Annotated in this window: 23 protein-coding genes; 7 read left to right on the forward strand and 16 right to left on the reverse strand. The window is 41.4% G+C overall.

The genetic code is table 11. The annotated features are described in order from the left end of the window. Positions 1–217: 217 nt before the first annotated feature. Entirely contained in the window at positions 218–1,081 is an 864-nt protein-coding gene (galU, locus tag QZZ23_RS00510) for a UTP--glucose-1-phosphate uridylyltransferase GalU (protein WP_292466240.1), read from the forward strand. A gap of 72 nt (positions 1,082–1,153) precedes the next feature. Here the strand turns inward: galU and QZZ23_RS00515 are convergent, their stop codons facing one another. The 3 genes from QZZ23_RS00515 to QZZ23_RS00525 all read right to left on the reverse strand — a co-directional run bounded on the left by QZZ23_RS00515 (position 1,154) and on the right by QZZ23_RS00525 (position 4,763). Beyond that, on the reverse strand, positions 1,154–1,750 hold the full coding sequence (locus QZZ23_RS00515) for an indolepyruvate oxidoreductase subunit beta (RefSeq protein WP_292466241.1): 597 nt from the start codon (positions 1,748–1,750) through the stop codon (positions 1,154–1,156). Then, on the reverse strand, positions 1,747–3,576 hold the full coding sequence (iorA, locus tag QZZ23_RS00520) for an indolepyruvate ferredoxin oxidoreductase subunit alpha (RefSeq protein WP_292466242.1): 1,830 nt from the start codon (positions 3,574–3,576) through the stop codon (positions 1,747–1,749). Before iorA ends, QZZ23_RS00515 begins: the two co-directional genes overlap by 4 nt. Before the next feature lie 332 nt (positions 3,577–3,908). Next, a complete protein-coding gene (locus QZZ23_RS00525; RefSeq protein ID WP_292466243.1) occupies positions 3,909–4,763 on the reverse strand; it encodes a formylglycine-generating enzyme family protein in 855 nt (284 codons plus the stop codon). A gap of 329 nt (positions 4,764–5,092) precedes the next feature. Here QZZ23_RS00525 and QZZ23_RS00530 point away from each other — a divergent pair, with 329 nt between their 5' ends. From QZZ23_RS00530 to cca, 6 genes are all read left to right on the forward strand, one after another. Beyond that, on the forward strand, positions 5,093–5,275 hold the full coding sequence (locus tag QZZ23_RS00530; protein WP_292466244.1) for a hypothetical protein: 183 nt from the start codon (positions 5,093–5,095) through the stop codon (positions 5,273–5,275). A 125-nt stretch (positions 5,276–5,400) separates the two neighbouring features. Then, positions 5,401–6,462, forward strand: a complete 1,062-nt coding sequence (locus QZZ23_RS00535; RefSeq protein ID WP_292466245.1) for a hypothetical protein — start codon at positions 5,401–5,403, stop codon at positions 6,460–6,462. A gap of 299 nt (positions 6,463–6,761) precedes the next feature. Further along, positions 6,762–7,487, forward strand: a complete 726-nt coding sequence (locus QZZ23_RS00540; RefSeq protein WP_292466421.1) for a Bax inhibitor-1/YccA family protein — start codon at positions 6,762–6,764, stop codon at positions 7,485–7,487. 238 nt (positions 7,488–7,725) lie between these two features. Beyond that, on the forward strand, positions 7,726–9,081 hold the full coding sequence (locus tag QZZ23_RS00545) for a glutamate-5-semialdehyde dehydrogenase (protein WP_292466246.1): 1,356 nt from the start codon (positions 7,726–7,728) through the stop codon (positions 9,079–9,081). Positions 9,082–9,120: 39 nt separating this feature from the next. After that, positions 9,121–10,245: a glutamate 5-kinase gene (gene proB / locus QZZ23_RS00550; protein ID WP_292466422.1), complete on the forward strand. Its 1,125-nt coding sequence runs from the start codon at positions 9,121–9,123 to the stop codon at positions 10,243–10,245. A 116-nt stretch (positions 10,246–10,361) separates the two neighbouring features. Next, positions 10,362–11,708 (forward strand): CCA tRNA nucleotidyltransferase, encoded by a 1,347-nt coding sequence (cca, locus tag QZZ23_RS00555; RefSeq protein WP_292466247.1) that lies wholly within the window; start codon positions 10,362–10,364, stop codon positions 11,706–11,708. A 25-nt stretch (positions 11,709–11,733) separates the two neighbouring features. Here the strand turns inward: cca and QZZ23_RS00560 are convergent, their stop codons facing one another. The 13 genes from QZZ23_RS00560 to QZZ23_RS00620 form a co-directional block, all read right to left on the reverse strand. Further along, a complete protein-coding gene (locus tag QZZ23_RS00560) occupies positions 11,734–12,588 on the reverse strand; it encodes a DNA glycosylase (protein ID WP_366931285.1) in 855 nt (284 codons plus the stop codon). Further along, positions 12,572–13,924: an ADP-dependent glucokinase/phosphofructokinase gene (locus QZZ23_RS00565; protein ID WP_292466248.1), complete on the reverse strand. Its 1,353-nt coding sequence runs from the start codon at positions 13,922–13,924 to the stop codon at positions 12,572–12,574. The genes QZZ23_RS00560 and QZZ23_RS00565 overlap by 17 nt, the downstream gene beginning before the upstream one ends. Further along, entirely contained in the window at positions 13,924–15,417 is a 1,494-nt protein-coding gene (gene pfkC / locus QZZ23_RS00570; RefSeq protein ID WP_292466249.1) for an ADP-specific phosphofructokinase, read from the reverse strand. Before pfkC ends, QZZ23_RS00565 begins: the two co-directional genes overlap by 1 nt. A gap of 96 nt (positions 15,418–15,513) precedes the next feature. Then, positions 15,514–16,455 carry an N-acetyl-gamma-glutamyl-phosphate reductase gene (argC, locus tag QZZ23_RS00575; protein ID WP_292466250.1) on the reverse strand — a complete coding sequence of 314 codons (942 nt, stop codon included), beginning with the start codon at positions 16,453–16,455 and terminating at the stop codon, positions 15,514–15,516. Positions 16,456–16,502: 47 nt separating this feature from the next. After that, positions 16,503–17,687 (reverse strand): bifunctional ornithine acetyltransferase/N-acetylglutamate synthase, encoded by a 1,185-nt coding sequence (gene argJ / locus QZZ23_RS00580; protein WP_292466251.1) that lies wholly within the window; start codon positions 17,685–17,687, stop codon positions 16,503–16,505. A gap of 11 nt (positions 17,688–17,698) precedes the next feature. After that, complete coding sequence (locus QZZ23_RS00585) at positions 17,699–18,166, reverse strand: CBS domain-containing protein (RefSeq protein ID WP_292466252.1); 468 nt, start codon at positions 18,164–18,166, stop codon at positions 17,699–17,701. Positions 18,167–18,356: 190 nt separating this feature from the next. Continuing rightward, entirely contained in the window at positions 18,357–18,884 is a 528-nt protein-coding gene (locus QZZ23_RS00590) for a hypothetical protein (protein ID WP_292466253.1), read from the reverse strand. A gap of 207 nt (positions 18,885–19,091) precedes the next feature. Then, positions 19,092–19,280 (reverse strand): hypothetical protein, encoded by a 189-nt coding sequence (locus QZZ23_RS00595; RefSeq protein WP_292466254.1) that lies wholly within the window; start codon positions 19,278–19,280, stop codon positions 19,092–19,094. Between the two features lie 434 nt (positions 19,281–19,714). Continuing rightward, complete coding sequence (locus QZZ23_RS00600; RefSeq protein ID WP_292466255.1) at positions 19,715–20,173, reverse strand: hypothetical protein; 459 nt, start codon at positions 20,171–20,173, stop codon at positions 19,715–19,717. A gap of 332 nt (positions 20,174–20,505) precedes the next feature. Next, positions 20,506–21,258, reverse strand: coding sequence for a sulfite exporter TauE/SafE family protein (locus QZZ23_RS00605; protein ID WP_292466256.1), 753 nt, complete (start codon positions 21,256–21,258; stop codon positions 20,506–20,508). 60 nt (positions 21,259–21,318) lie between these two features. Next, a complete protein-coding gene (locus QZZ23_RS00610; RefSeq protein WP_292466257.1) occupies positions 21,319–21,807 on the reverse strand; it encodes an FmdE family protein in 489 nt (162 codons plus the stop codon). A gap of 199 nt (positions 21,808–22,006) precedes the next feature. Then, positions 22,007–22,555: a ferredoxin domain-containing protein gene (locus tag QZZ23_RS00615; protein ID WP_292466258.1), complete on the reverse strand. Its 549-nt coding sequence runs from the start codon at positions 22,553–22,555 to the stop codon at positions 22,007–22,009. Positions 22,556–22,647: 92 nt separating this feature from the next. Further along, positions 22,648–23,700, reverse strand: a complete 1,053-nt coding sequence (locus QZZ23_RS00620; protein ID WP_292466259.1) for a GTP-binding protein — start codon at positions 23,698–23,700, stop codon at positions 22,648–22,650. Positions 23,701–23,712: the final 12 nt, after the last annotated feature.

Raw genomic sequence — 23,712 nt, forward strand, 5'->3', positions numbered from 1 at the left:
TAACATAGAACTGGCACTATAAATAGAGCACACATTAGAAATACAATTTTCACCATATGCAGAATTTCGATGCAAATGAAGATCCCCGCATACTTGCATACATAGTGAAAGTACAAATATATATATTGTATATAGATATTATACGATAAGTACTTCTAGAAAATGTGGCATCAAGTCACATTGGAAATTACGCAGAATAGCAGAATGGGGTAAAAAAATGGAAATTAAAAAAGCTGTGATACCTGTTGCAGGAATGGGGACCAGATTCTTACCGGCAACTAAATCCATGCCAAAGGAAATGCTACCAATTATTGACAAACCAGTAATACACTATGTCGTGGAAGAAGCCATAGCTTCAGGAATTGATGATATTATATTCATAACCGGAAGAAGTAAACGATCCATTGAGGACTATTTTGATGACTCCCCTGAACTGGAAAACCATCTCAAGAAAAAAGGAAATGAGAAATTACTGAAAATAGTACAGGACATTTCCTCAATGGTCGACATCCACTACATTAGACAAAAGGAAGCAAGAGGACTTGGCGATGCAATCCTTACTGCAAAAAAACATATCAATGAAGAACCTTTTGCAGTCCTGCTCGGTGACGACATCATCGTAAACGATAAACCGTGTACGAAACAGTTGATCGATAACTTCCAGAAATATGGTCGCTCTACAATAGCAGTAGAAGAGGTACCCCTTGAAAAGACTGGAAGCTACGGAATAATTAAAGGGCAACTGCTCAATGAGTCACTGTATGCACTTGAAGACATCGTTGAGAAACCTGCTCCGGAAGATGCCCCATCAAATATAGGTGCCATCGGCAGATATGTATTCACACCGGAAATACTTGACTGCATCAAGGAAACTACTGCAGGTGTTGGCAATGAAATTCAGCTTACTGACGGTATTCGCCTTTTGAATGAGGAACAAAAAGTATATGCATACAAATTCACAGGCAAGAGATATGACACCGGTGATAAAGTAGAATACGTAAAAGCAATTATTGATTTTGCACTGTGCAATGAAGAAATGAAAGACCAGATAAAAGAACACATCACAGGCATAAAACTGTGATATTTACTCTTTTTTCGTTTTACAACTTAGTAGATTTAGGTAAAAATCATGGGTAAAAAGAGGATGATAAAATCATCCCTTTGTAACATACCTGCCCATCTCAAATGCTTTTACATTGATATTAATTGTCTTTGGAGGAACAAGTTCCCTGACGCATTCAACCAGAGTATCAACAGATACAGGAAGGTAGTTTGACACTGCACCTACCATGACAACATTCATGGACTGGACATGTCCTGCTTCTTTTGCAAGCTCAGTTGCATTGAAGGCTTTTACCTTGTGGGTCTCTTCCAGTTTTGCAATAATAGCATCAACATCAGGATAAGTACAAAGCCCGGATGTCACCGTTACCGGAAGTATCGGATCGGTGTTTACTATTATAGTACCATCATCGGAAAGAAATTCGAGATATCTGAGAGCCTCGCTTGGTTCAAGGGAAAGCAATACATCCGCACCCTTCATTGGAATCATGGAACCAAGTTCACAACCAAGCCTTATGTGATTAACAACAGAACCGCCACGTTGTGCCATTCCATGTGTCTCTGCTGCACGCACAAACATATTTTCCTTAACTGCCGCCTTACCTATTATGTCTGATGCAAGGATGGTACCCTGTCCACCCACACCGGCAATGACAAGATCGAAAATTGATATTCCTTCAGCGCTCATTTCTTCACCTCCGTGATGGAATCGAACTTACACAAGGCTGCACATACTCCACAGCCGGTGCACATTGCATTGATAGATGCTTTTTTGGTCGTTGTGTCAAACTCAATTGCAGGACAGCCTAGATTTACACATAGCCTACACCCTACACACTTCTCGGCATCGATGCTAAATGGTTTCCTGCGAATACCAGAACGCTTTGCATCAATAACACAGAGCTGTCTTGTGATAACAACAGATGTACCTTTGTAGTCCTTTGCTCTTTTAAAGACCTCTTCTGTCTGCTTAAGGTCATAAGGATCAACGGTTTCAACGAACTCTGCACCAAGTGCATGACATAATGCTTCGAGGGAAACCTCTACAGTCTCCTCGCCTATGGCAGTTCTGCCCATCCCCGGATTCGGCTGGTGACCAGTCATTGCAGTGATACGATTATCTACTATAGTTACTGTGATATTTGCTTTATTATAGATAGAATTAAGAAGACCATTCATTCCGGTGTGGAAGAAAGTTGAATCCCCTATTGAGCAGCAGATTGGTTTTTTCTCTCCTGCCTGATACATCCCACTTGCTACGGTTATGCTTCCACCCATGCAGAGTGTCGTATCAACTGTACCACTCTGTATCCCCAGTGTGTAGCAGCCAATGTCACTTGGGAATATGGCATTCTTGCCGTAGACCTTTTTCATGACATGGAATGTTGCCCTGTGGGAGCATCCCGGACACATGACAGGGGGACGCATTGGCAGGTCGATTCTGCATGCATTGTAATCGAAATCCTCTGTGACTTCTGCAGGGACATCTTGTCTTTCAAGTTTAAGGACTTCTGCAAGGATATCAGCACAAATATCGGTGTTCAGTTCGTAGACTCTTGGGACAGAACCCTGGAGCTTACCGATTATCTCTACCGTTGAACCGGTTTCCTGTGCTATGACCCTCACCTGCTCTTCAACTACAGGCTCCATTTCCTCAAAGACTATTATCATCTCTGTGTTCGCCATGAGGGTGCGAATTTTGTTCTCCGGAACAGGATACGTTCCAATCTTGAGGAATGAGACGTTAATTCCCTGCTTGATGATGGCTTCCTTTGCATAGACAGAAGCAATACCTGATGCTATGACCCCAACCTTTGCACCATCACTTGTTTCAAGTGAATTCCAGGGTGAGTTCTCAAGCTCTTCCTGAATGATCTTCTGGATTTCAAGGAGATGAACATGTTGTACCCTTGCATTCTTCGGGACCATAACCCATCGTTCGAGTTCTTTCACGAACTCTGCAGCAGGTATTGACTCATTTACAGGCCCAAGCTCGACATCAGATTTACCATGAGAGATGCGCGTTGTGGGTCTGAAAATAACTGGCATCTGGACCTTGTTGGAGAATTCGAATGCGTAAGAAATCATGTCCTTGGCTTCCTGTGGTGTGGAAGGATCAAGACATGGTATGAGTGAGAATTGTGAGTATCGGCGAGTGTCCTGTTCATTCTGTGACGAGTGGCATGACGGATCGTCTGCAACGATGATTATCATGCTGCCTTTGATACCTGTGTATGCGAGAGTCATTAACGGATCTGCTGCTACGTTAAGCCCGACATGTTTCATGGTAACTACCGAACGCACACCAGTCATTGCAGCACCAGCTGCCACTTCAAGCGCAACCTTCTCATTGACCGACCACTCTACGTAAAAGTCCCTTTCCACCATTGCTGCCAGTGTACCAATAATCTCAGAGGAAGGTGTTCCGGGATATCCGGATATTACCTGTCCGCCTCCTTCAACGATACCGCGTGCAATTGCAACGTTACCCAGCATGTACTCGCGTGTGCTCATGTTAATCTCCTGCCAAGTCATACTTAATGATTATTGATAAAGATATCTAAGAAAAATCAGAATCGTGTTACTGTGTGACAATGAATGTTGATTTGATTGTATTTTCAAAAAATAGAACAATATGAAGGGATTAATTAGTTTGTACTATCAATTTAAAGCAAATTGCACTGTTGCTTTCGAAGATTTGCCCTGCTTAAAGCAGTGAATTCCTGCTTTTTGCCCATAAACCGATACTGGATTATGCGTCGGCCATCATCGTTGCTCTGGCCGAGCCGAAGTCTTTCTAGCAGAAAAGAATATAATAAAGATAGGAAGTTGAGGAGTGCGAGTTATCACACTTCCATGAGAAGACGTAAACCGATGCTCACGCTGCAGTATTCGGGACTGCTGCGACCGCGATTTGCCGACTTACAGCAACTGGAGAAGCGGCCCCAGCCGCCACCACGAATTACCCGGAATAAGCTATAATCAACTTTCTTATCATCAGAACCAGAAGGCTCGGAAGAAAACTCCTCCTTGTTTTCGGATTGCGAATCTGTATCTTTTTCCCAGGCATTGCCATCTATCGGGGCATTCTCATAAGTATCATGCCAATTGTCCTGTAGCCATTCCCATACATTCCCATGCATATCATAAAGTCCCCATGGATTTGGTTTTTTCATACCTACCGGATGAGTACTGCCCTTTTCATAAATTTTATCGATGTTCTCATTCGACTCTTCAAAGGTTTGATACCCATTGTACCAGGCATATTCCCCCAGCTTAGATGAATCATCACCGAAAGAATAGTTCGCGGTCGTGCCCGCCCTGCAGGCATATTCCCACTCGGCCTCAGATGGTAGGCGATACTTGTCTGTACCCTCCATTGCATTCAGTTTCCTGATAAAATTCTGCACATCATTCCATGATACAGATTCAACAGGATTTTTGTCATCCTTGAAACGTGAAGGATTGGTGCCCATCACAGCAATCCATTCTTTTTGGGTTACAAGATACTTGCCAAAGTATAATGGCTTTGAGATTTTCACCTTATGAAAAGGTATTTGAGATCTTTTCACCTTCTCAGGAGATGTTTCTGAATTATACTCATTTGAACCCATCATGAACTCACCGGCAGGGATCTTTATGAACTGCATCCCAATGGAGTTCGTATAATCTGCTTTTTTCAGCTGCTTCCGTTCAGCCATTTTATCCAACCCCCAAGACTTTACGTCCCTCTTCCGCAATAATACTAGGGCTAGCATTGACCACATGCTTATTAAATCGGGTGCATTCCCGGCATAATTCCGATTCCCTCGTTATGAGGAGAGAAGATTCCAATCCATCACCACTTAATGTAATATAACATACTCCTCGGCTGTACATCTTTATAGTTTTTATGTATTACGAGTGTATTATACATATGACCGTCATTATATTTATACAGTACTAATAATATATTAATAATAGGAGTTTATCCACACCCATTAAGAACATACTGCACAATATTGATAAAGAACTTCATACAATTCTCAGCATGCTCAGGAAGAAAAGCATATACAATCCAAAAGAGATTGAAGAATCATCTGGTAAAACATGGAATTTTGCTATTGATGACAGGACTTTGCAGACAAGATCAGAAAGGCATTGGGATCAGGAGATTTATTTCAATTTTGAAACTGGTATGATTTTTAAATGTAAACGTTTTAGCGTTTCTTAAAATCCCACACATTTTCAATCATTTTTGCCGATGCCCACATCTGCATGAACAGAATCCTGTAAAGGTTTATAAGCTAACACCATGGAAGTATTAAATGGATACATTTCTGCAGGAGACAACAATATATGATAGCACTTCGGTTTTACAGGATCTATGACATAGGACTGGAAATAGATCTTGACTGGCTGGAAAAAGAACTTTCCAACAGTTTCCTTACGGCAAGGACCAGTTTTCTGCGTGTCAAGCCGAAATCCATCATAATGGATATGCCACCTTTGCTGATCAGGATGGGAAAATCCAGCGTTGAAAAAGGAGGTATTACCTACGAGTTCTCCGTGTTTGCCCGCATATTTGATATAGGTGCCATCAGCCTGTGTCTTGTTTATGAAAGACCGGAGAAGGATTTTAATATCCTTGAAGAAACTGCACTTATTTTTACAGAGCAGGAAGGGCTTTCCGATATATTTGTGTCACACCTGAAAACACTCACAGACATACTCAAACCCCATATCAGAAGTTTTGCGCTAAACCCTGATTTCTTTGAAGATTACACAATATATCTCATGGACTGGATGGACAAATCAATTGACCCAGTACCCTTGCTGGCCGGGGAAAAAAGAAATTTCTCCCCTCAGATGAGGGAAGAGATACTCAGAGGCACCCAAAGCTATACCAGTGATGATCTTGCGATTCTTTCATGGGACTCTGCACTACTCTGCAATCCAGACAGCCCCACTGATTTTTTTGACCTGATTGAATTTGCAAATGTGCAGGTCTTCGAACTGCGTTACTACGACAGAGAACTGAGCCGCCAGATGGAAAAGATGTATGATGAAATTGTTCTTGTCGACAAGCTACCTAAATTCAGAAGAAAGCATAAGTATCGACTTATCATGATGCAGCTGATGCAGAATAGCGCAGAGCTGTCAGAAGTAACCGAGAAGGTAAACAACCTTATCAAAGTCACAGAGGATGTATACTATGCCAGAGTATATGCATCTGCCCTGAAAATGCTGAGAAGCAGCCAGTGGAGCGAGAGTGTGAGCCACAAAATAGACGTGATCAGAGACAATTATTCCATGCTCTCCGAAGAAGTTCACATTCAGCACTCACATAACCTTGAATGGATAGTGATTATTCTGATAGCTTTTGAGGTTGTGATGGCAGTGATGGAAAGATTGGTTTGAGTTAGGACGGACGTTAGTTTGCGTTTTTTGCCCAAATTATAATTTGCTTTACTTAGAATGGAAGACTGGATTCTAAGTAAAGGATACTTTACTTAAAGTTGAAAAGCTCTATTTTAAGAATTCATGCTATTTGATTAATTGATCTGCTATTCGAAAGTCCTCTTGCGAGTAATAAAAACGTTATAGATAAGTTAATATGTTCCTTGAAAATATATATATATGCATATGTGCATTAGTCTTTTGATTATAACCCCATCCCACTCATCCACATACATAAGAAACAAAGAGCGATTTATATGATGCGTACTGCAAACCCAGCTTTGAACAAAAATACATTTACTGAGTTAGAATCTTCTGATAACGTCATGACTTTGGGAGGAACTGCTAATAAATCAACCCTCTTGCTTTGCATATTACTTGCTACCGCCACATACACGTGGGGCCTTGGAGCTGATGGCCGGATGCTTATGATGCTCGGTATTTTTGGAGGATTTATTACTGCCATTATCACCATCTTCAAAAAGACTGCATCACCCATCACTGCGCCTATATATGCTGCATTTGAAGGACTTTTCCTTGGAGGAATATCATCTGTTTTCGAAGTAATGTACCCGGGGATTGTTTCACAGGCAGTTTTTCTTACATTAGGCATATTCCTTGCACTTTTATTTGCCTATAAATCACGTATCATTAAACCAACTGAAAACTTCAAATTAGGAGTCTTCGCTGCTACTGCAGGAATTGCAGCCGTCTATATTATTAACCTGTTCTTGAGCTTTTTTGGTAGCTCCATACCTGTACTTCAAATAGATAATGCAAGTCCATTGAGCATTGGTATTAGCATCTTTGTTATTATTATCGCTGCCCTTAACCTCGTACTTGACTTTGACTTCATTGAGAGTGGAGTTGAATCCCACGCTCCAAAATATATGGAATGGTACAGTGCATTTGGACTTCTGGTAACACTCGTATGGCTCTACATTGAAATACTTCGTTTACTTGCAAAATTGAACTCGCGTAGATAATCAACTAGATGTAGGCATATCATATAGCGATCAAGAACAAAATACTGTAACAAATTGCTGTATGATATCTTTTTAATTTTTAATTTGATTTTAAGGTCAGCAGTTAAGATAGACATTAATACTGATTCCATAATCGACAAATATAAAACCAAAGAACTATGTGCAATATCACTATATTACATAGTAACTTTTAATAATCTCACATCACTCTTTTAAAAAAACCCAAGGTGGTTTATTCATGGTTCTGGAAATTGAAGAAAAGGTCATTGAGGCAAAGAAAGCATCTATTATCCTTGCAAGTGTCAACACGGAAACAAAGAATACTGCTCTTGAAGCAATGGCACAGGCACTTGACAATAATCGCGATAAGATACTTAAAGCAAACCAGAAGGACGTTGAGACTGCTGAAAAGCTGAAAAGGAAAGGAGAACTTTCTCAGGCCCTTGTGGAAAGACTCAAGGTCAGCGACAGCAAAATCAGTGGAATGATAGACGGTATTCGTGACGTTATCAACCTCGAAGACCCTGTGGGTAAGACCATTGATGCCCTCGAACTTGACCAGGGACTTGAACTCTATCAAGTAAGCGCCCCTATAGGACTTATCGGAGTAATATTTGAAGCACGTCCTGATGTTGTGCCACAGGTAATGGCATTGTGCCTTAAAAGCGGGAATGCCACCATATTCAAAGGCGGAAGCGAGGCACTCAACTCCAACCGCGTGATATTTGATCTCCTTAATAATGCAGCTGAATCCGTGAAAGGAATGCCAGAAGGCGCATTCCAGTTAATGGAAACAAGGGAAGAGGTCAACGACATACTACGTCTGGACGCATACATCGACCTGCTCATCCCAAGAGGTTCCAATGCATTTGTAAAATACATGCAGGACAACACAAAGATACCAGTCCTCGGACATGCAGACGGTATCTGTCACGTATATGTTGACGATGAAGCAGACCTTGGAAAAGCGTATGATGTATGTTTTGACTCAAAAACCCAGTATCCTGCAGTCTGTAATGCAATGGAGACCCTGCTCATCAACGAAAAGATAGCCGGCAAATTCCTTCCTAAAATGGCAAGGATGTACGGCGATGCAAATGTAGAAATGCGCTGTGATGACAGCTCCTTTAAGATACTTGAAGAGATAGATTTCCTCAAAAAAGTGGGAAGAGCCACAGAAGATGACTGGAAGACTGAGTACAATGACCTGATACTCTCCATAAAGATAGTCGGTTCTATAGAAGAGGCCATGGAACATATCAACAATTATGGCTCCCATCACACCGATGCCATCATAACGGAAAGCGACCTCAAAAAAAAGAGATTCACTGACTTGATAGACTCATCAAGTGTGATGATCAACGCATCCACCAGATTCGCAGATGGTTTCCGTTATGGAAAAGGTGCAGAAGTCGGCATCAGTACCAACAAGATACACGCACGTGGTCCGGTTGGCATGGAAGGACTGCTGATCTACAAATACATACTCGTGGGCAATGGTGACAAAGTTGCAGATTATGCAGGATCTGATGCGAAGAAATTCACGCACCGCAGACTCAACAAAACTGCATCAAATGCTATTTCCAGAAAGTAACTGATACAAAAAATGGAACGAAATGCAGGAGCATCACTTTTGAACGACAGGAAAGAGCTCTTTAAAGATGTGAACAGGATAGTTGTAAAAATAGGTACATCGTCCATCAACACCGAAGACGGTAAGCTTAACCACCAGTTCATGGACAACATGGCTGCACAGGTAGCTGAACTGCACGAAATAGGTAAAAAGGTCATCCTTGTAAGCTCAGGTGCCATCGGTATAGGAATAGACATACTGGACTTTGACAGGAGGCCAAAGGAAATACCTGTCAGACAGGCATGTGCCGCTGTGGGTCAGAGTGTACTCATGCAGGAATGGAGCAATTCCTTTGCAAAACACAACCTAAAAGTAGCCCAGATACTCCTCACTTACGAATCATTCTCCAACAGGCTGACCTATCTAAACCTCAGGAACAGCATTTCCACCCTCCTGAGCTACGGTGTCATACCAATCATCAACGAAAACGACACTACATCTGTTAATGAGATAGAAGCAACATTCGGTGATAACGACAAACTTTCCGCAATGGTTGCCAGCAAGACAGAGGCGGACCTTCTCATCATCCTTTCAGACATTGACGGCCTTTATGATAAAAACCCAAAACGCAACAATGATGCGACATTCCTGAGCCTTGTGGAAGAGATTACACCGGAGGTGGAAAGCTATGGTGGCAGCCCCACAAGCATGAAAGGTGTAGGCGGCATGAGAACTAAGATTGAGGCTGCAAAGATATGCCACATGTCAGGATGTTACCTTGTCATCACGAACAGCGCTATCGAGAACGTGGTTACAAATGTGTTGAAAGGGGAAGAGATTGGAACACTATTCCTTGCAAACCAGGATGTACAAAAGAACAGGATACGCTGGATACTGCTTTCCAGATCATGTGGTTCCATTGAAGTTGATTCCGGTGCCATGGAAGCAATACTTAACAGCATGAGTTTGTTACCATCTGGCGTTACAAGAGTTCAAGGCAAATTTGACAGAGGAGAGATAGTTGAAATTGTCTGTGAAGGTAAGGTCTTTGCAAAAGGAATAACCGACTACACTTCTGAGGAACTGGAAAAAGTCAAGGGACAACATACCGATATGATAGCTGATATACTTGGTTACAAGAACTATAACCATGTCATCAAGAAAGAGAACATAGGAATTTGTTAAACAGTCACCGATGTTTTCAAGGCGTAGCAGGATGTTTCATATTTTAGAAAATATTCATTAGTATTTTATAACCTGCTCACATATATTATATTTAGGATTATATTGAATGATCAAATATGACACTGGAAGAACAGGTACTTGAAAGGATAAAACCCAGTACTGACGAAAAACAGAAGCTTGAAGAAGTGACTTCTGAGTTGCTGGCAAAGGTAAGTAAATCAGCCGCATCACTTGGAGTAAGTAATATTATTCCCAAACTCGTTGGCTCTGCTGCAAGGAATACCTGGATATCCGGTACTCATGACCTTGATATTTTTATTGCATTTCCCGCAGACACACGTCGTGAAGACCTGGAAAAGAATGGACTCCGTATTGCCAGGAATGTTGCAAATGAAGGGCAGAATATAGAAGAGCGCTATGCTGAACACCCATATTTAAAAATGGAGTACAAAGGATTTGATGTTGATCTCGTTCCCTGTTTTGCAGTTGACTCTGCATCTGAGATCATATCTGCGGTGGACAGGACACCTTTCCACAACGAATTCATCAAAAAGACTATACCTGGCCGTGAAGATGATGTGTTGATCATGAAACAATTCATGAAAGGCACTGGAACATACGGTTCTGAGCTTCGGACCCAGGGATTTTCAGGATATCTCACAGAGCTTCTAATAGTACATTATGGTTCATTCCGCAATGTCATCAGGAACGTCTGCAACTGGAAACCCGGACTGACAATAGATATGCTTGAACATGGAACTATCAAACACCATGACTCCCTTATTGTAATCGATCCCACTGACCCTAAACGAAATGTAGCTGCTGCACTTTCCCTGAACCAGTTTGCACAATTCATTGATGGCTGCCGAGCATATTCAGAAGAGCCATCAGAAGAGTTTTTCTTCCCGAAGGAAAAGGAACCCATGAATGAAGATGATATCATCCATATGATGAATTCAAGAAGGAGTTCCTTCATTGCAATTGTTTTTAAAGCTCCACATCTTGTGGACGATATACTGTACCCACAGCTGGATAAAATGGAGCAATCAATTCGTGCATTGTTCGAAGAATATGAATTCCAGGTACTTAATTCAGGATACTGGGCAAAGGAGGAGGTCATCGTCCTGATAGAGCTCATCTCATCCCAGCTTCCTCTTGTCAAAAAGCACAGAGGACCACCTGTATGGGTATGCGGACATGCAAAAGGTTTCAAGGATAAATATGTATATTCCGATGATCTTTTCTCTCTATACATCGAGGATGGATTCTATATTGCCGATATCCGCCGAAAGTTCGCAACTGCAAAAGAACTTATTGAAGCTAAAATAGAAAGCTGCTCTCTGGGCAAACACCTTGGAAAAGCTGTTTCATCGGGTTTTGTAACCGTCGAAGATACAGATATTGCCAAAATAAAGGATCCCGGTTTCAGGAGATTCCTTCGCAAATGGGAACATGGAAAGTAAAAAAAGTGAAGCATACTTGATAGATTCAGATGCCTTCAAGCCTTTTCTGATAAAAGAAATACTGCTGCGCATACCCACAGTAGTCACCAAAATACATACGTCCCCAGCTACCTATCTTACTCTTTGTTGCTTTCCCGTTAAAAAAATCATGATTACCGTAGATTGTCTTTACTACCTTTTCCACATGAGTATCTACGGGAAAAGCCTCCATTTTTTCAAAAGCAAAGAGTAGTATACAGTCTGCAACCTTCTCCCCGATGCCTTCAAGGAACATCAGTCGCTGTTTTGCAGCTTCGTAATCCAGTTTGAAGATGTCGTCAAGGACGAGATTACCTTCCTCAACATGCCTTGCAGCCTTGATAACACGCCCGGAGCGAAAACCAAGTTTACACCCCCTCAAATCATCATCGCATGCATGGACAAGTGAGTTTGGTTCAGGAAAACTGTAATATCCATTCTCAATTTCCTCTCCGTAGTTGCTGCATATCATGGAAATCCCCCTTTTGATATTTGGAATACTCCATGCCGTTGCAAGCATATAGGATATAAGGCACTCCCATGGATCCTGTCTGATAAGACGTAGACCCATGTACTTGCTGATAGCCTCGTCCATGAACTCATCTTTATTGATCTCCTGCATGATGGCATCAAGATCATCATCAAAACGGAAGTAATCCTCAAAAAACTTTCCTGGCAGCTTTGAATCTACCAGTATCTCACCACTTTTATTGTCCTGCTGCAAGCGTGCAACATGACCATTCACAACCCCGGTCCACCAGCTATCAATATAGTCCCACCGAAATACCTGGCCGCAATCAAGAGTGTAATTCAGGTTAAAGTTTTCTGAGAAAAGAGTGTACATGTTAGGAGTTGAGTTCAAGCTCCTTTAAAAAAATGGCGGCTGAGATAGTATCCCCGAGTCCAACTGTTGATACAGGCTCATCGCATATACGAGTTGGAACTATGCTTACCTGATAAGACATATGTATGCCACATGTGCTGCTACACTGCCATTCCTCATCCATGTGTTTTGCCAATCGTGCAGATTCTGCTTTTCCAAACTCACTTTCTTTAATTCCTGAAGCTATATCCAGCAGTATTTCCCTGTCATCAAGCTTTCCGGAGCATGCAAATGCGGCTGCACAATTGACTCCAAAATCCATTGCCCTGATTATTACTTCAGGGTCATCATTCTTCATACATGATACAGAAAGTGCAAATTCCCTTGTATGCACAAGCATCCTGCAGAGTCCGAAATCACTGCAAAGTACAATTGCAGCTTCTGCTATGGCCACCGAATCCATTGCAAGTATAGGTTTGGGATCTATCCCATTAATACGGGCTAGCATGGCAAGTTCATCCTCATTCATGCCTATGCGGTCAACAACGGGAGAAAAGAGTGAGAATGCTTCGGATGCTATTTTTTCAGAGGAGAAATGTCCAAATTCAATATGAATATGAAGGTCTGGCCTGACATTTTTCCAGCTTTGAAGCTGTTTCAGGGATATATCCAACCGCTCCTTATAATCGGACATATCAGAACAGTCTTCCTGTAACATGTGAAAACCGGAAATTATAGCACCATCCATCTCTCCTGCATGTTTTATGGAATAATACCTGAAATTAGCATCAATATGAAGCCGGAAGTTTAACGGATCATACGTTGCAATAAACCGGTTCTCCCTTGGAACCTGAATGTTTTCACCCGAAAGTGTGATAACATCATCTTTTTTAAAATCAAACACAAAATGAATCAGTTCAGGCCGGTCATTGTCGCTTGAGATAATATTTACGATTTCATCACTGCGGTACAATTGTCCTTTATACGGATGATAAATAGCCCTTGTAGAAAAAAAGGATGCCTGTAATTTCGAGAGACTGGCAACATTTGGTACCACCTTTGAAGCACCGAGTTCTGAAAGAACATTGGACATAATACCCATATTGCCACCCATTCTCATCAGAGAATCACTGAGAAAAGTACTTTTTAACCACTCAAAGACTTCCCTGTCGTGGATAAGCCATTCAGCACCTGTGCCATCACGCATGCAAAGGGCAAGACCTGCAAGAAAATCAGATTTTGAGGATATTGAACCCGGAGGATCGTTTATCTTTCCCAGAATATCAGAGTGTCCTTCAAGCATTCTGGAAAAATCACGGCCTTTGATATGAGATATGGAATCTATGTTTGCATTGTAGGCACAGAGAATGTTCATTAAGCTACTTCCGTTATTTTGCATTCATTGATCTTTGGCATTTTTGCCAGCAGAGCAATGAAGGCACCTGCTGATATAGCATCGCCAATCCCCACCGTTGCAACAGGATCATTTACAACCTTAGAGGGGACGATGATAAGATCATGATCATAGACGCTTATGCAGCCATCTTCAAAATCTTCTGCTGAACAGATACCTCTTCTTACAAGATACTTTTCAAGTTCTATAAGGTCTTCGTATCCCTGATCATAGACTGGAACTTCCAGGCCTACGGAAATATCATCAATATCTCTGATTGAACCAAGGGTTGCCTGTGTTGCTGCAAGTGCCGAGGCAAATAACAGGGCCTGCCTCTGGTCATCTACACTTAGAGGATGATCTTTTGCTGCCACACATATATAGTATCCCAGCGAGTGAATATGCACCCTTTGCAGTTCCAGTTCTTTCAGAAGCCTGACAGCACCTTCGTAGAGTGATACAATACTGTCTTCCCCTTTGTTGATCACAGAATATGCCAGTTCCTCGTGTCCAAGCACATTCAGGGCATTAGCAACCTCCACGGTATCAAGTCCAAGAGAAGTTACATGCTTTTTCACAATATCGGTAAGTAACGCCTTGCGTATGACCTTATTCTGTATGGATGTGAATTCAACATGGATACGCATCAAAGGATTACAGCCTTTGAGCCGCTCGATCACATTGACCGCATGCTCCACATAATCACGGTATGTTGTGCCATCCTCATATTCTTCCTTTATCATCTGATAACCTGCGAGTATAGCACCATCTATATCCTCTCTTATATCGGACAGCTGCTCATACATCTCAGGCATCATATCGATACGTATCCATTTAGGACGTGAGGAGATGATCAGCCTGTTATCTCTGGGAACCACATATTCCTCTCCTGCACAGCCGAATTTTAAGCCTTTTGAGAATTCAAGTATCCAGTTGATCTTTGGCTTCTGGTCTGGATTATATGCTTCCTTTGGGTGCTTGAGTACAAGTGTTCCATTTTCGAGAACGGGGTGCCACAGGTTTGGTGAATCCACAAAGTATTCGGCCTGCTCCCTTGCAAGCCAGGGTACATAGGTAATGATATTCTTCACGCCAATTGTGGCAAGAAGATTGGAGATGATACCTGCCTGCCCGCCCATACGTGCAGAATCAAAAACGAGGTTGTCCATGAGCCAGTCATGGATATCAGTTGTATAGGTTGGTACCTCAGCAGCCTTCCCATCCCGCATTGCAATTATAAGGCGGGCCATGAAATCCACGGGGTCCTTTATCTCCCTTGGATACTGAGAGATGCGTGCATGTATTTCCCTGCACCCGACAATACTAATCAGCTTTTTTATATCAGATTCCCTGATATGTTTCATGGCATCAACATTACTGTTGTAGGCCACGAACACTCCCTGCACATTCCCAAGCTGTTCCTTCACAGTGGAAACTGCTTCATCATACCGTTTCTCCCAATCGGCTATTTCCATTATTTCACCCAATGGATATTAATTATGTTTATACAGTATTTATATGCGATGGATGAGGAAGGAGAAGGGAAACAAAATTTCAATAACAGAACCGGCCTACAAAAGACCGGTCGTCTCATCCATGCCAAGCATGATGTTCATGTTCTGTATGGCTGCACCTGATGCACCTTTTCCAAGATTGTCCAGACGGGAGATGACCTGTATCTGATCCTTGTTACCATAGATATAAAGATCATGATAATTAGTGTCATTACTTCCCTGAACATCGAAGGCATTGTCCACCAGGTCGTCCGTCTCATCCACATTGTGAACACGGATGAAGATGGAATCTCCATAATATTTCTGGTAAAGCTCATACATATCAGTTTTTGTCATGGGTTTTTCCAGATCCTTGACTGACAGAGGCAATGTGACCGCCAGTCCCCTCGGATAATTGGAAACCACCGGCATAAACATTGGATTCACATTAAGACCGGAGTGTACCCTGATCTCAGGCACATGCTTATGGTTCAGGCCAAGAGCATACTGCCTTGGAGCCTTATAGGCACGTTCTTCCGTGGTCTCGTATGTCTGGATCATTTGTTTGCCGCCACCGGTATATCCGGTGATGGAGAACAATGGAACTGCTGTTTCCCTTGTAATGATGCCTTCCTCCACAAGTGGATAAAGAGCTACAATGGAAGCCGTGGCATGACAACCCGGATTGGAGACTTTGCTTGCTCCGGTTATCTTCTCCTTGTGTCCGGCAGAGAGTTCAGGTAATCCGTAAGCCCATACTTCATTTATACGATTGGCTGTGGATGCATCGATAATTTTCGTGTTCGGATTTATAATAAGACTTACAGTATCCTCAACCGCTTCATCCGGCAGGCACAGGAACACCAGATCTGCCTCATTGAGTAGTTTCTCTCTCAATTCCCTGTTATGACGCTCCTCATAGGGAATCTCAAGTATTTCCACCTGCGGGTGTTCTGCCAGACGCTCATTCACCAGTAAGCCAGTCGTTCCGTGTTGGCCATCCACATATATCTTGTACATTATCTTCCTCAAATCACTAATAAGTGTCAAATTCAAATTCTTATAGATCAGGTAGTATACTCGGCATTGATCCTGACATAATCATACGTCAAATCACAACCCCATGCTGTGGCACTCTCATGTCCCATGCCAAGGTCGGTTATGATGAATATTTCATCCTCTGCCATTATGGATTTCAACTGAGAGAGAGTTTCTTTGTCATTTTTGACGACCTCACCATCTTTGACAAGCTCAACGACCTCAGTTCCTGCGGAGAAGGACAGGGAGATTTTGGTCTGATCCATATTGGCTCCGGAATATCCGGCTGCAACTATGATACGACCCCAGTTCGGGTCCTGACCGAAAATAGCAGACTTTACAAGCGGAGAGCGAACTATTGCCTTGGTTACAAGACGGGCATCCTCTGCTGTGGCTGCACCAGTTACCTTGGATTCTATGAGCTTGGTGGCACCTTCACCATCGATAGCTATCATTTTGGCAAGCTCGATGAGTATATAATCAAGACCTGCCTGAAGATCGGCTATCTCAGGAGTGATGCCGGACTGTCCTGTGGCTGTTACAAGAACCATGTCATTGGTGCTTGTGTCACCATCAACCACTATCATATTGAAACTCTTGTCCACGGATGTGGTAAGGCATGACTGTAATACATCTGAAGGAACTTCTGCATCGGTGTACACAAAGGCAAGCATGGTACCCATATTGGGTTCGATCATACCTGAACCCTTGGCAATGCCTGCTATGCGAATACCACAGTCCAGCTCGATGGCTATCTCCTTGGGAACGGTGTCAGTGGTCATGATGGCACGTGCTGCCCTCATGCTGGCATCGGCATCCTCACCCATTGAAGCCAGAGCCTCGTCAAGATGGGTGGTTATCCATGAAGTATCAAGTTTACGTCCAACGACACCTGTAGAAGCCACACCTATAAGCTCCTCGCTGACACCAAGTTTGGATGCGAGAGATGATGCCATTATTCTTGCATCAGCAAGACCCTGCACACCTGTAAAAGCATTTGCATTGCCACTGTTGACGATAACCCCGGCAAGCCTTCCGGTCCCGTTGATATGCTCCCTGGTAACAACCAGAGGAGCTGCAATGACCTTGTTCCTGGTATAGGCTCCGGCAGCGTTTCCTTCTGCCTGGATGATCGCCAATCCCATCTTTCCGGGTTTAATGCCACCGGCACTCACACCCTTTATCGCACAGATACCGCCTTCAATATATTTCATAACATTCCTTCTTACAATTTTCCAAGACCGTTAATAATGTCTCCACGTGTTACAATACCCACAAGTGTACCATCCTCCACCACAACCGGAAGGCGATTTATCCTGTGTTTGCTTATTACAGTGGAAGCGTCCTCAATGGAGGCATCAGGGCCTATTGCGTAAACATTTTTTGTCATTATTTCCTTAATTGGTTTTGAACCTACGTCATCAAGCATGTTCTTGGTATCTTCCCAGTTGAGCAGCTCGCGGATAGGAACTTCAATAACCTCGAACGGACTTGGCAACCAGAGCCCTCCATGTTCGGGAACTGCCAGTAACTTAAGGATATCTCCTTCGGAAACAATACCGACTACCTTGCCCTCATCCACAACAGGAAGACCACTGATACTTTCCTGCTTCATGAGTTGTGCTACTTCTCTTATCGGAGTTTCCGGAGAGCAGGTAACAACTTCAGTGTTCATTACATCTTTTACGTCCATGAGTATACCTTACTTTACTATAATATTTCAGGATTTGCACCTTACGGAAAGGTTGCAGCGTCCCACAGAATTCTACTTTATCAAATATATGATGAAAAAGTGATTGTAGGGGTATAATGGTTGCGCTTTGGTAGGAGAGAGGATTCTCTACCGACTACCCATAATAAAGGAAATAATATTTTGTATTTGATTAATCGAACTCTTTTTTTAATTTGTCTTCAAGTACTCCAATGTCCAAATTAACTTTGTGTAAAATTGCTGATTTCGTTTTGTTTGAGCAGCTATCTAAAACTCTATGTTTTTCAGGGTTCTTAATTTTGTCAAAAAAACATTCCATGTCTTTTTTTGTAAGATGGATAGCTAGAAGATAGCAATGATCTATGAAATATTCCAAATCTACTTCTTGTGTATTCTTGCTGAGTAATTGTTTTCTTAGTGGTATATAATAGCAATCAAGTTGTTTTTGAATGAATTCAACTTTTGTTTGATTGGGCGATAAATAGTTCATAATTGAAACATATACTGAAAAAAGAGCTATAGATGCCGTTATTATATAAAGTCCTACAATGTGGAACTGATTATCAATTGTAATATGATACTGATCATCAATTATTACATATCCAGGAAATGCATTTAAAAGGAATGCTAACAATAATACTATTATTCCAAAAAATATGCAATCTATTAAAATCTTTTTATTTATTGTTTGTTTTTTCAAATAAAAACCCTCTCCTATTGCGATTGTGAACACTTTTTAGTAATACTTGTTATGTTTTTTCAGTTAAAAATTGTTTGTTTTTATTTTCATGACGATTATTCATTCGATATAACTGGTCTGTTCTTAAACTGCCAAGTAGAGGAAAACAAGACGAAGATAACCCATGATAAAGGAAAGATACCCATAGAGAGAGAAAGGTGTCAAAAACTACTTATCCTCTTCTTCATTATGATTTTTATGTTTATAATACAATCGCAAATTCAAAGAACCAATACAAATATAGAGTGCTCCTAATGCCACATATACGCTGTTTTTACCGATTCCTGCAGCGGCAAAAAAGAATATTGCTGCCACATACCATAAAACCGCTATAATTGAATAAGACTTTTTTTTCATATTACTCATTCCCCTCTTATTTTTATTGTATAAATATCTCACATCAAATATGAGATTGTGATAAGATTCATAGTATAAACAGGTCGGTAACCTAAACTGCCAAGTAAAGGAAAAACGTCCAACAGCATTTTAAAAACATCTTTTTCTTTTTATGCAATCTCTGTTTTTGTCGTATCTATCGGCAGCGTGGAAATTAATTTCCTATTAGTTTGACTAATCGGAAGTCAAATATCTCTTGGCTAGCCCTCACCTAAATCAGTGATTGTGATGATTGTATAAATTATAGCCAAATGTTGTAATATACTAGTGTTTGTAACATACAAAGAGGAAAAAAGAATAGAATGATATTATGTTCGAGTTCGAAATCACTCTGCCGACAATTCAAAAAATAGAACTCGGATGGTAAACTTAACCATCCTCTCAAATACAGTCCATTAAAATCCAAACAATGACGATACTTTCATCACAACATTTACTACGGTATATTTCGCAGTATTGATAAGCCCAACAGGCTCAATTACAATTTCCCCATTTTCCTTTGCAGCGATGAACTCAGCCAGTGGATCAGATGATCTGAGAATGGTCCTTACCGTGGCTTCATTTGCCCCTACGATCATAGTTGCATCGAACTCCTCGTCATCATCTACTTCTTCAAATGTAGTGATCAATCCATCTTCAGTGATTGCTTTTACGTATACTTCATCTCCCTCATCAGTGACGATTGCCAATTTGGTAATCTCATTACCAAGCAGAGATGTCAGGTAAGAAGGCACATAATCAACATTATTGTTGTACTCGGTAACCTTGTTATCCATATCATCGATTATATCAGCACTTGCCAGAGGCACGAGCATCGCTAAAAGTAACATTAATGTGAATACTATCTTTTTCATTCACTTCCTCCTTTCTTAACTTTCTTTCAATTACTATCTCTGTGGAATAGATATACCAGAGCAATTATGTAATATCCAGTGCACCCCGTACCTGCACATATGCTATAATTCTAGTTATACATTTTCGTATGGATTAAAAATATTAAGAGAGAGTAATACTAAAGAAGAGCCTTCCTTAACTACAAGTAAATTCATCATGTTTGATGGACACATGTAACTTTTTACTTTGTAGAAGGCATGTTATTATAGATACAGGAAGAGAAATAGAATTAGAATAGATGCTGATTCAAAATACAGCATCATTCACTGATAATATCAAATTCATCGGTTAATCATATCAATCCGGATACTATTTTCACAGCCATTATCCACAAGACTACGCCAAACATCTGCTTGATTGTCTTTGACTTCATTTTACTGTGCATCAAATGTGAACCTACCTGACCACCTATAAATGCAGCTATAGCCGTATAGACCATAAGTGTCACATCCAGATGTCCTGTACCCATATGACCAAAGAATCCCGAGAATGATGAGAACAACACGATGAAAGTCGAAGTTGCAAAAGCACGTTTTGTCTCATAGCCCAGTGCGATCAGGAGAGGCACAATGAAAACACCGCCACCGAGTCCAAGAAGTCCGGCAAAAACACCGATCATAAATCCAAGACATATACCGATTATAAATCTCTTTTTCTTGACCACGGACTCATTACTACCCTCTGCTCCCTTATTTCCAGACAATAACATCCGTGTCCCTGCAAGCAGCAACACAATGCTGAGTATCCACAGTAGTGCTCCAGTAGAGACGAACTTTGTGAAATAAGCACCAATAGGAGCACCAATGGTAGAAGTCAATACAAAAGGAGTTGCCATATGCAGATCGATCATTTTTTTCCTGTAATATGTGATCGCTGCAGAACTGGAAGTTATACCATTAAGTAGCAATGCTGTGGGGATAGCTACCAGCATATCGATACCCAGCCAGTAGAACAGCGGCACATATACCAGAGAACCGCCATGACCCAGCATTGAGAATATTATAGCCAAGAAAAAGATTATAACTGCAACAATGATCGGGTCCATTTGTATCAGTCCAGGAGTTTGAAATTACAGGAGGAATAAAGAAAAGTGGTACTACCGCACCTACAATTTATGAACCTCTTCCATACATGGGCGGCAGACTATCTCCTCATCAAGTATGTTAGCATACTTCCCAATTACCATTTCCTGACATTTGGAACATTTCACACGCTTAAATTGCACAACAAGAGAGTCAAGCTCATAGTCAAATACATCAGTTACTTCGATGAAAGCTGAATCAGGCATTGACATTACCATGTCTATTGAAGGTTGTGAGATATCGCAAGATGCCTGAGATGCTGGAACTCCGGGCTTCCTTTGCTGCATAAAAGGAGACTGCTCCATCTTTACGAAGGATGCAGGCACTACGTATGATCTGACTGCTTTGTTGTCCTTGCTAGAAATAAGTGTCATTGCTATTTTTCCGTAATGGGTCTTCTTTATGTTACCTTTTCCCACCGTACATCCAGTGGCAACCTGTACTCCATCTCCAAAGCAACCTGCACAGTGAGCATCTCCGAGGTCAAGCATTTCTTCTTTTGTCATTTCCATTTATATCACCTTAATAAGTTGTTTTGTGTGGTTTTGTCAGTATTGCACAATACCCGTATTAAAATATAAAATATTGATACTGAAACAGAGAAGTTTCAAATATATTTGAAATACACGTGCAAAACAATATCTGAAAATCTGTTATTGAATGGTATCAGAAAAATTATAGAAGAAAATGAAAGGATGGTCAAACTACCGCCTACCTGGTAGACGATCTGTCAAAGAAGATGTTCTTCCCCTTGACACTCAACGGAACAGCCATTGCAACATCTGCATCTATCATATCAAAGTAGCATGCAGCAGCACCTGCTGAATACATGATTCTGTTATCGACGCACAGGTCTTTTGCTTTTGCAACCGCAGAGCCAACAGCAATTCCAAGGTCCACGTATTTTATCATGCAATGCGGACCTGTAAACTCTACCTTGACCTTTTTGTTCTCAAGCATTTCCTTACATGTCTTAAATCCGCATGCTCCGCAGTTAAGTGAGCTAACACCAGAAGACTTCAGGCCGATAAGAACCAATAAATCAGCATCCCTTACATTCTTTGCATCCCGTATCAGGAACTTCATATCCTTGATTTCGCTGAGCTCTTCCATTTTATCCGCAAGATACATTCTTTCATCATCATGCACCAGAAAGGTAACGATATCATCGACACCTTTTCCCTTGGGTGCGGTCCTTGCAGCTACAAGAATAGTCTTTGCAAGTGATTCAAGTACCTCGTTTTCAGGATTTTGTTTCATAAAAAAGAAAACGTTTCAATGATATTTATTCATTGAGATGAAAATAGTAATACATGACAGAAATTATTTGTCCTGCCAAAAAACTATGCCAGTTAAATATCCAAAGTTATCAATTTGGGTTCATCATGTGCCTGGAAACTGATTTTCTCAAAAGAAATACTTTCCTTTTCCAGAATATCCTGTATGCATTCATCAACAATCCCCACAAGTTCTTCCTTCTGGACTTTCGTTACCGCACTGAGGAACTTGAGATGCTCTTCCCCATCTCCTTTTTCATCAAGTATTTCAACAACCGGTTCACCTTCGGAAGATGTCAGGCTGCCCTTGATAAGACCGTCCTTGAACTTGAAACTGATCTTAACATGACCTATGAACTCAGGATTTATCAGTTTCACTTTATCCCTTATATCCATTAAAATATGGACCAGCATTGTTGTGGCATTATCAGGATGCATAGCTTCCGACTTGATGGAATACTCACCTGCATAGGCACCCACACCTGAAACCTCCATGGAGTTCAGGTCCTCACGTTCCTGATGTATCTCACTTTCACCTGTCAGCAGGTCCATGAATCTCTCGAATTTCTCATCTGCATTCTTTGCTGAGAATTCAACAACAATTGCATCAGGATTTATTCCAAGGACCATCTGAGTTGAAGTTGCAATGGCTTCACTGTCAACAAGGTCTATCTTATTGATACAAACAATTTCGGATTCCTTAATCTGGCTTTCAATAAACCTTGGGATCTGTTTCCATTCAACACCAAACCTGCTGGCATCAACTATGGAAACCACCGGAGCGAATGAGACCTCACCCAGATCCATGAGTTCTATATGCTCCTTGATCTGAAGAGGGAAAGCAATTCCCGTCGGCTCGATAATAACAACATCAGGCTCATAATCCTCAATAATGGTTTGCAGTGTGAATTCCATGCTTATTTTAAGGGAACAGCAAATACAGCCACTTGTAAGCTCTTTTGTCACAAGACCACTGCTTGATATTGTCTCACCATCTACTCCAACCTCACCAACCTCATTAACAATTATGGCTAGTTTGTGCCCTTTATCGATCAGATGTTTAGCAAGATTCCTTAAAGTAGTTGTTTTTCCGCTGCCGAGAAAACCACCTATGATTATCACTTTCATATTTTCACCATG

Source organism: Methanolobus sp. (assembly GCF_016278385.1).
Taxonomy (GTDB): domain Archaea; phylum Halobacteriota; class Methanosarcinia; order Methanosarcinales; family Methanosarcinaceae; genus Methanolobus.

Bases quoted from the DNA above. Each gene is read 5' to 3' on its own strand.
- QZZ23_RS00545 (WP_292466246.1), top strand. From the start codon at position 7,726: ATGGTTCTGGAAATTGAAGAAAAGGTCATTGAGGCAAAGAAAGCATCT.
- QZZ23_RS00535 (WP_292466245.1), top strand. From the start codon at position 5,401: ATGATAGCACTTCGGTTTTACAGGATCTATGACATAGGACTGGAAATA.
- QZZ23_RS00605 (WP_292466256.1), bottom strand. From the start codon at position 21,258: ATGGACCCGATCATTGTTGCAGTTATAATCTTTTTCTTGGCTATAATA.
- QZZ23_RS00600 (WP_292466255.1), bottom strand. From the start codon at position 20,173: ATGAAAAAGATAGTATTCACATTAATGTTACTTTTAGCGATGCTCGTG.
- QZZ23_RS00610 (WP_292466257.1), bottom strand. From the start codon at position 21,807: ATGGAAATGACAAAAGAAGAAATGCTTGACCTCGGAGATGCTCACTGT.
- QZZ23_RS00595 (WP_292466254.1), bottom strand. From the start codon at position 19,280: ATGAAAAAAAAGTCTTATTCAATTATAGCGGTTTTATGGTATGTGGCA.
- argC (WP_292466250.1), bottom strand. From the start codon at position 16,455: ATGTACAAGATATATGTGGATGGCCAACACGGAACGACTGGCTTACTG.
- QZZ23_RS00565 (WP_292466248.1), bottom strand. From the start codon at position 13,924: ATGAACATTCTCTGTGCCTACAATGCAAACATAGATTCCATATCTCAT.
- iorA (WP_292466242.1), bottom strand. From the start codon at position 3,576: ATGAGCACACGCGAGTACATGCTGGGTAACGTTGCAATTGCACGCGGT.
- QZZ23_RS00615 (WP_292466258.1), bottom strand. From the start codon at position 22,555: ATGAAACAAAATCCTGAAAACGAGGTACTTGAATCACTTGCAAAGACT.
- QZZ23_RS00540 (WP_292466421.1), top strand. From the start codon at position 6,762: ATGCGTACTGCAAACCCAGCTTTGAACAAAAATACATTTACTGAGTTA.
- cca (WP_292466247.1), top strand. From the start codon at position 10,362: ATGACACTGGAAGAACAGGTACTTGAAAGGATAAAACCCAGTACTGAC.
- QZZ23_RS00525 (WP_292466243.1), bottom strand. From the start codon at position 4,763: ATGGCTGAACGGAAGCAGCTGAAAAAAGCAGATTATACGAACTCCATT.
- argJ (WP_292466251.1), bottom strand. From the start codon at position 17,687: ATGAAATATATTGAAGGCGGTATCTGTGCGATAAAGGGTGTGAGTGCC.
- galU (WP_292466240.1), top strand. From the start codon at position 218: ATGGAAATTAAAAAAGCTGTGATACCTGTTGCAGGAATGGGGACCAGA.
- QZZ23_RS00620 (WP_292466259.1), bottom strand. From the start codon at position 23,700: ATGAAAGTGATAATCATAGGTGGTTTTCTCGGCAGCGGAAAAACAACT.
- QZZ23_RS00530 (WP_292466244.1), top strand. From the start codon at position 5,093: ATGCTCAGGAAGAAAAGCATATACAATCCAAAAGAGATTGAAGAATCA.
- pfkC (WP_292466249.1), bottom strand. From the start codon at position 15,417: ATGGAAATAGCCGATTGGGAGAAACGGTATGATGAAGCAGTTTCCACT.
- QZZ23_RS00515 (WP_292466241.1), bottom strand. From the start codon at position 1,750: ATGAGCGCTGAAGGAATATCAATTTTCGATCTTGTCATTGCCGGTGTG.
- QZZ23_RS00585 (WP_292466252.1), bottom strand. From the start codon at position 18,166: ATGGACGTAAAAGATGTAATGAACACTGAAGTTGTTACCTGCTCTCCG.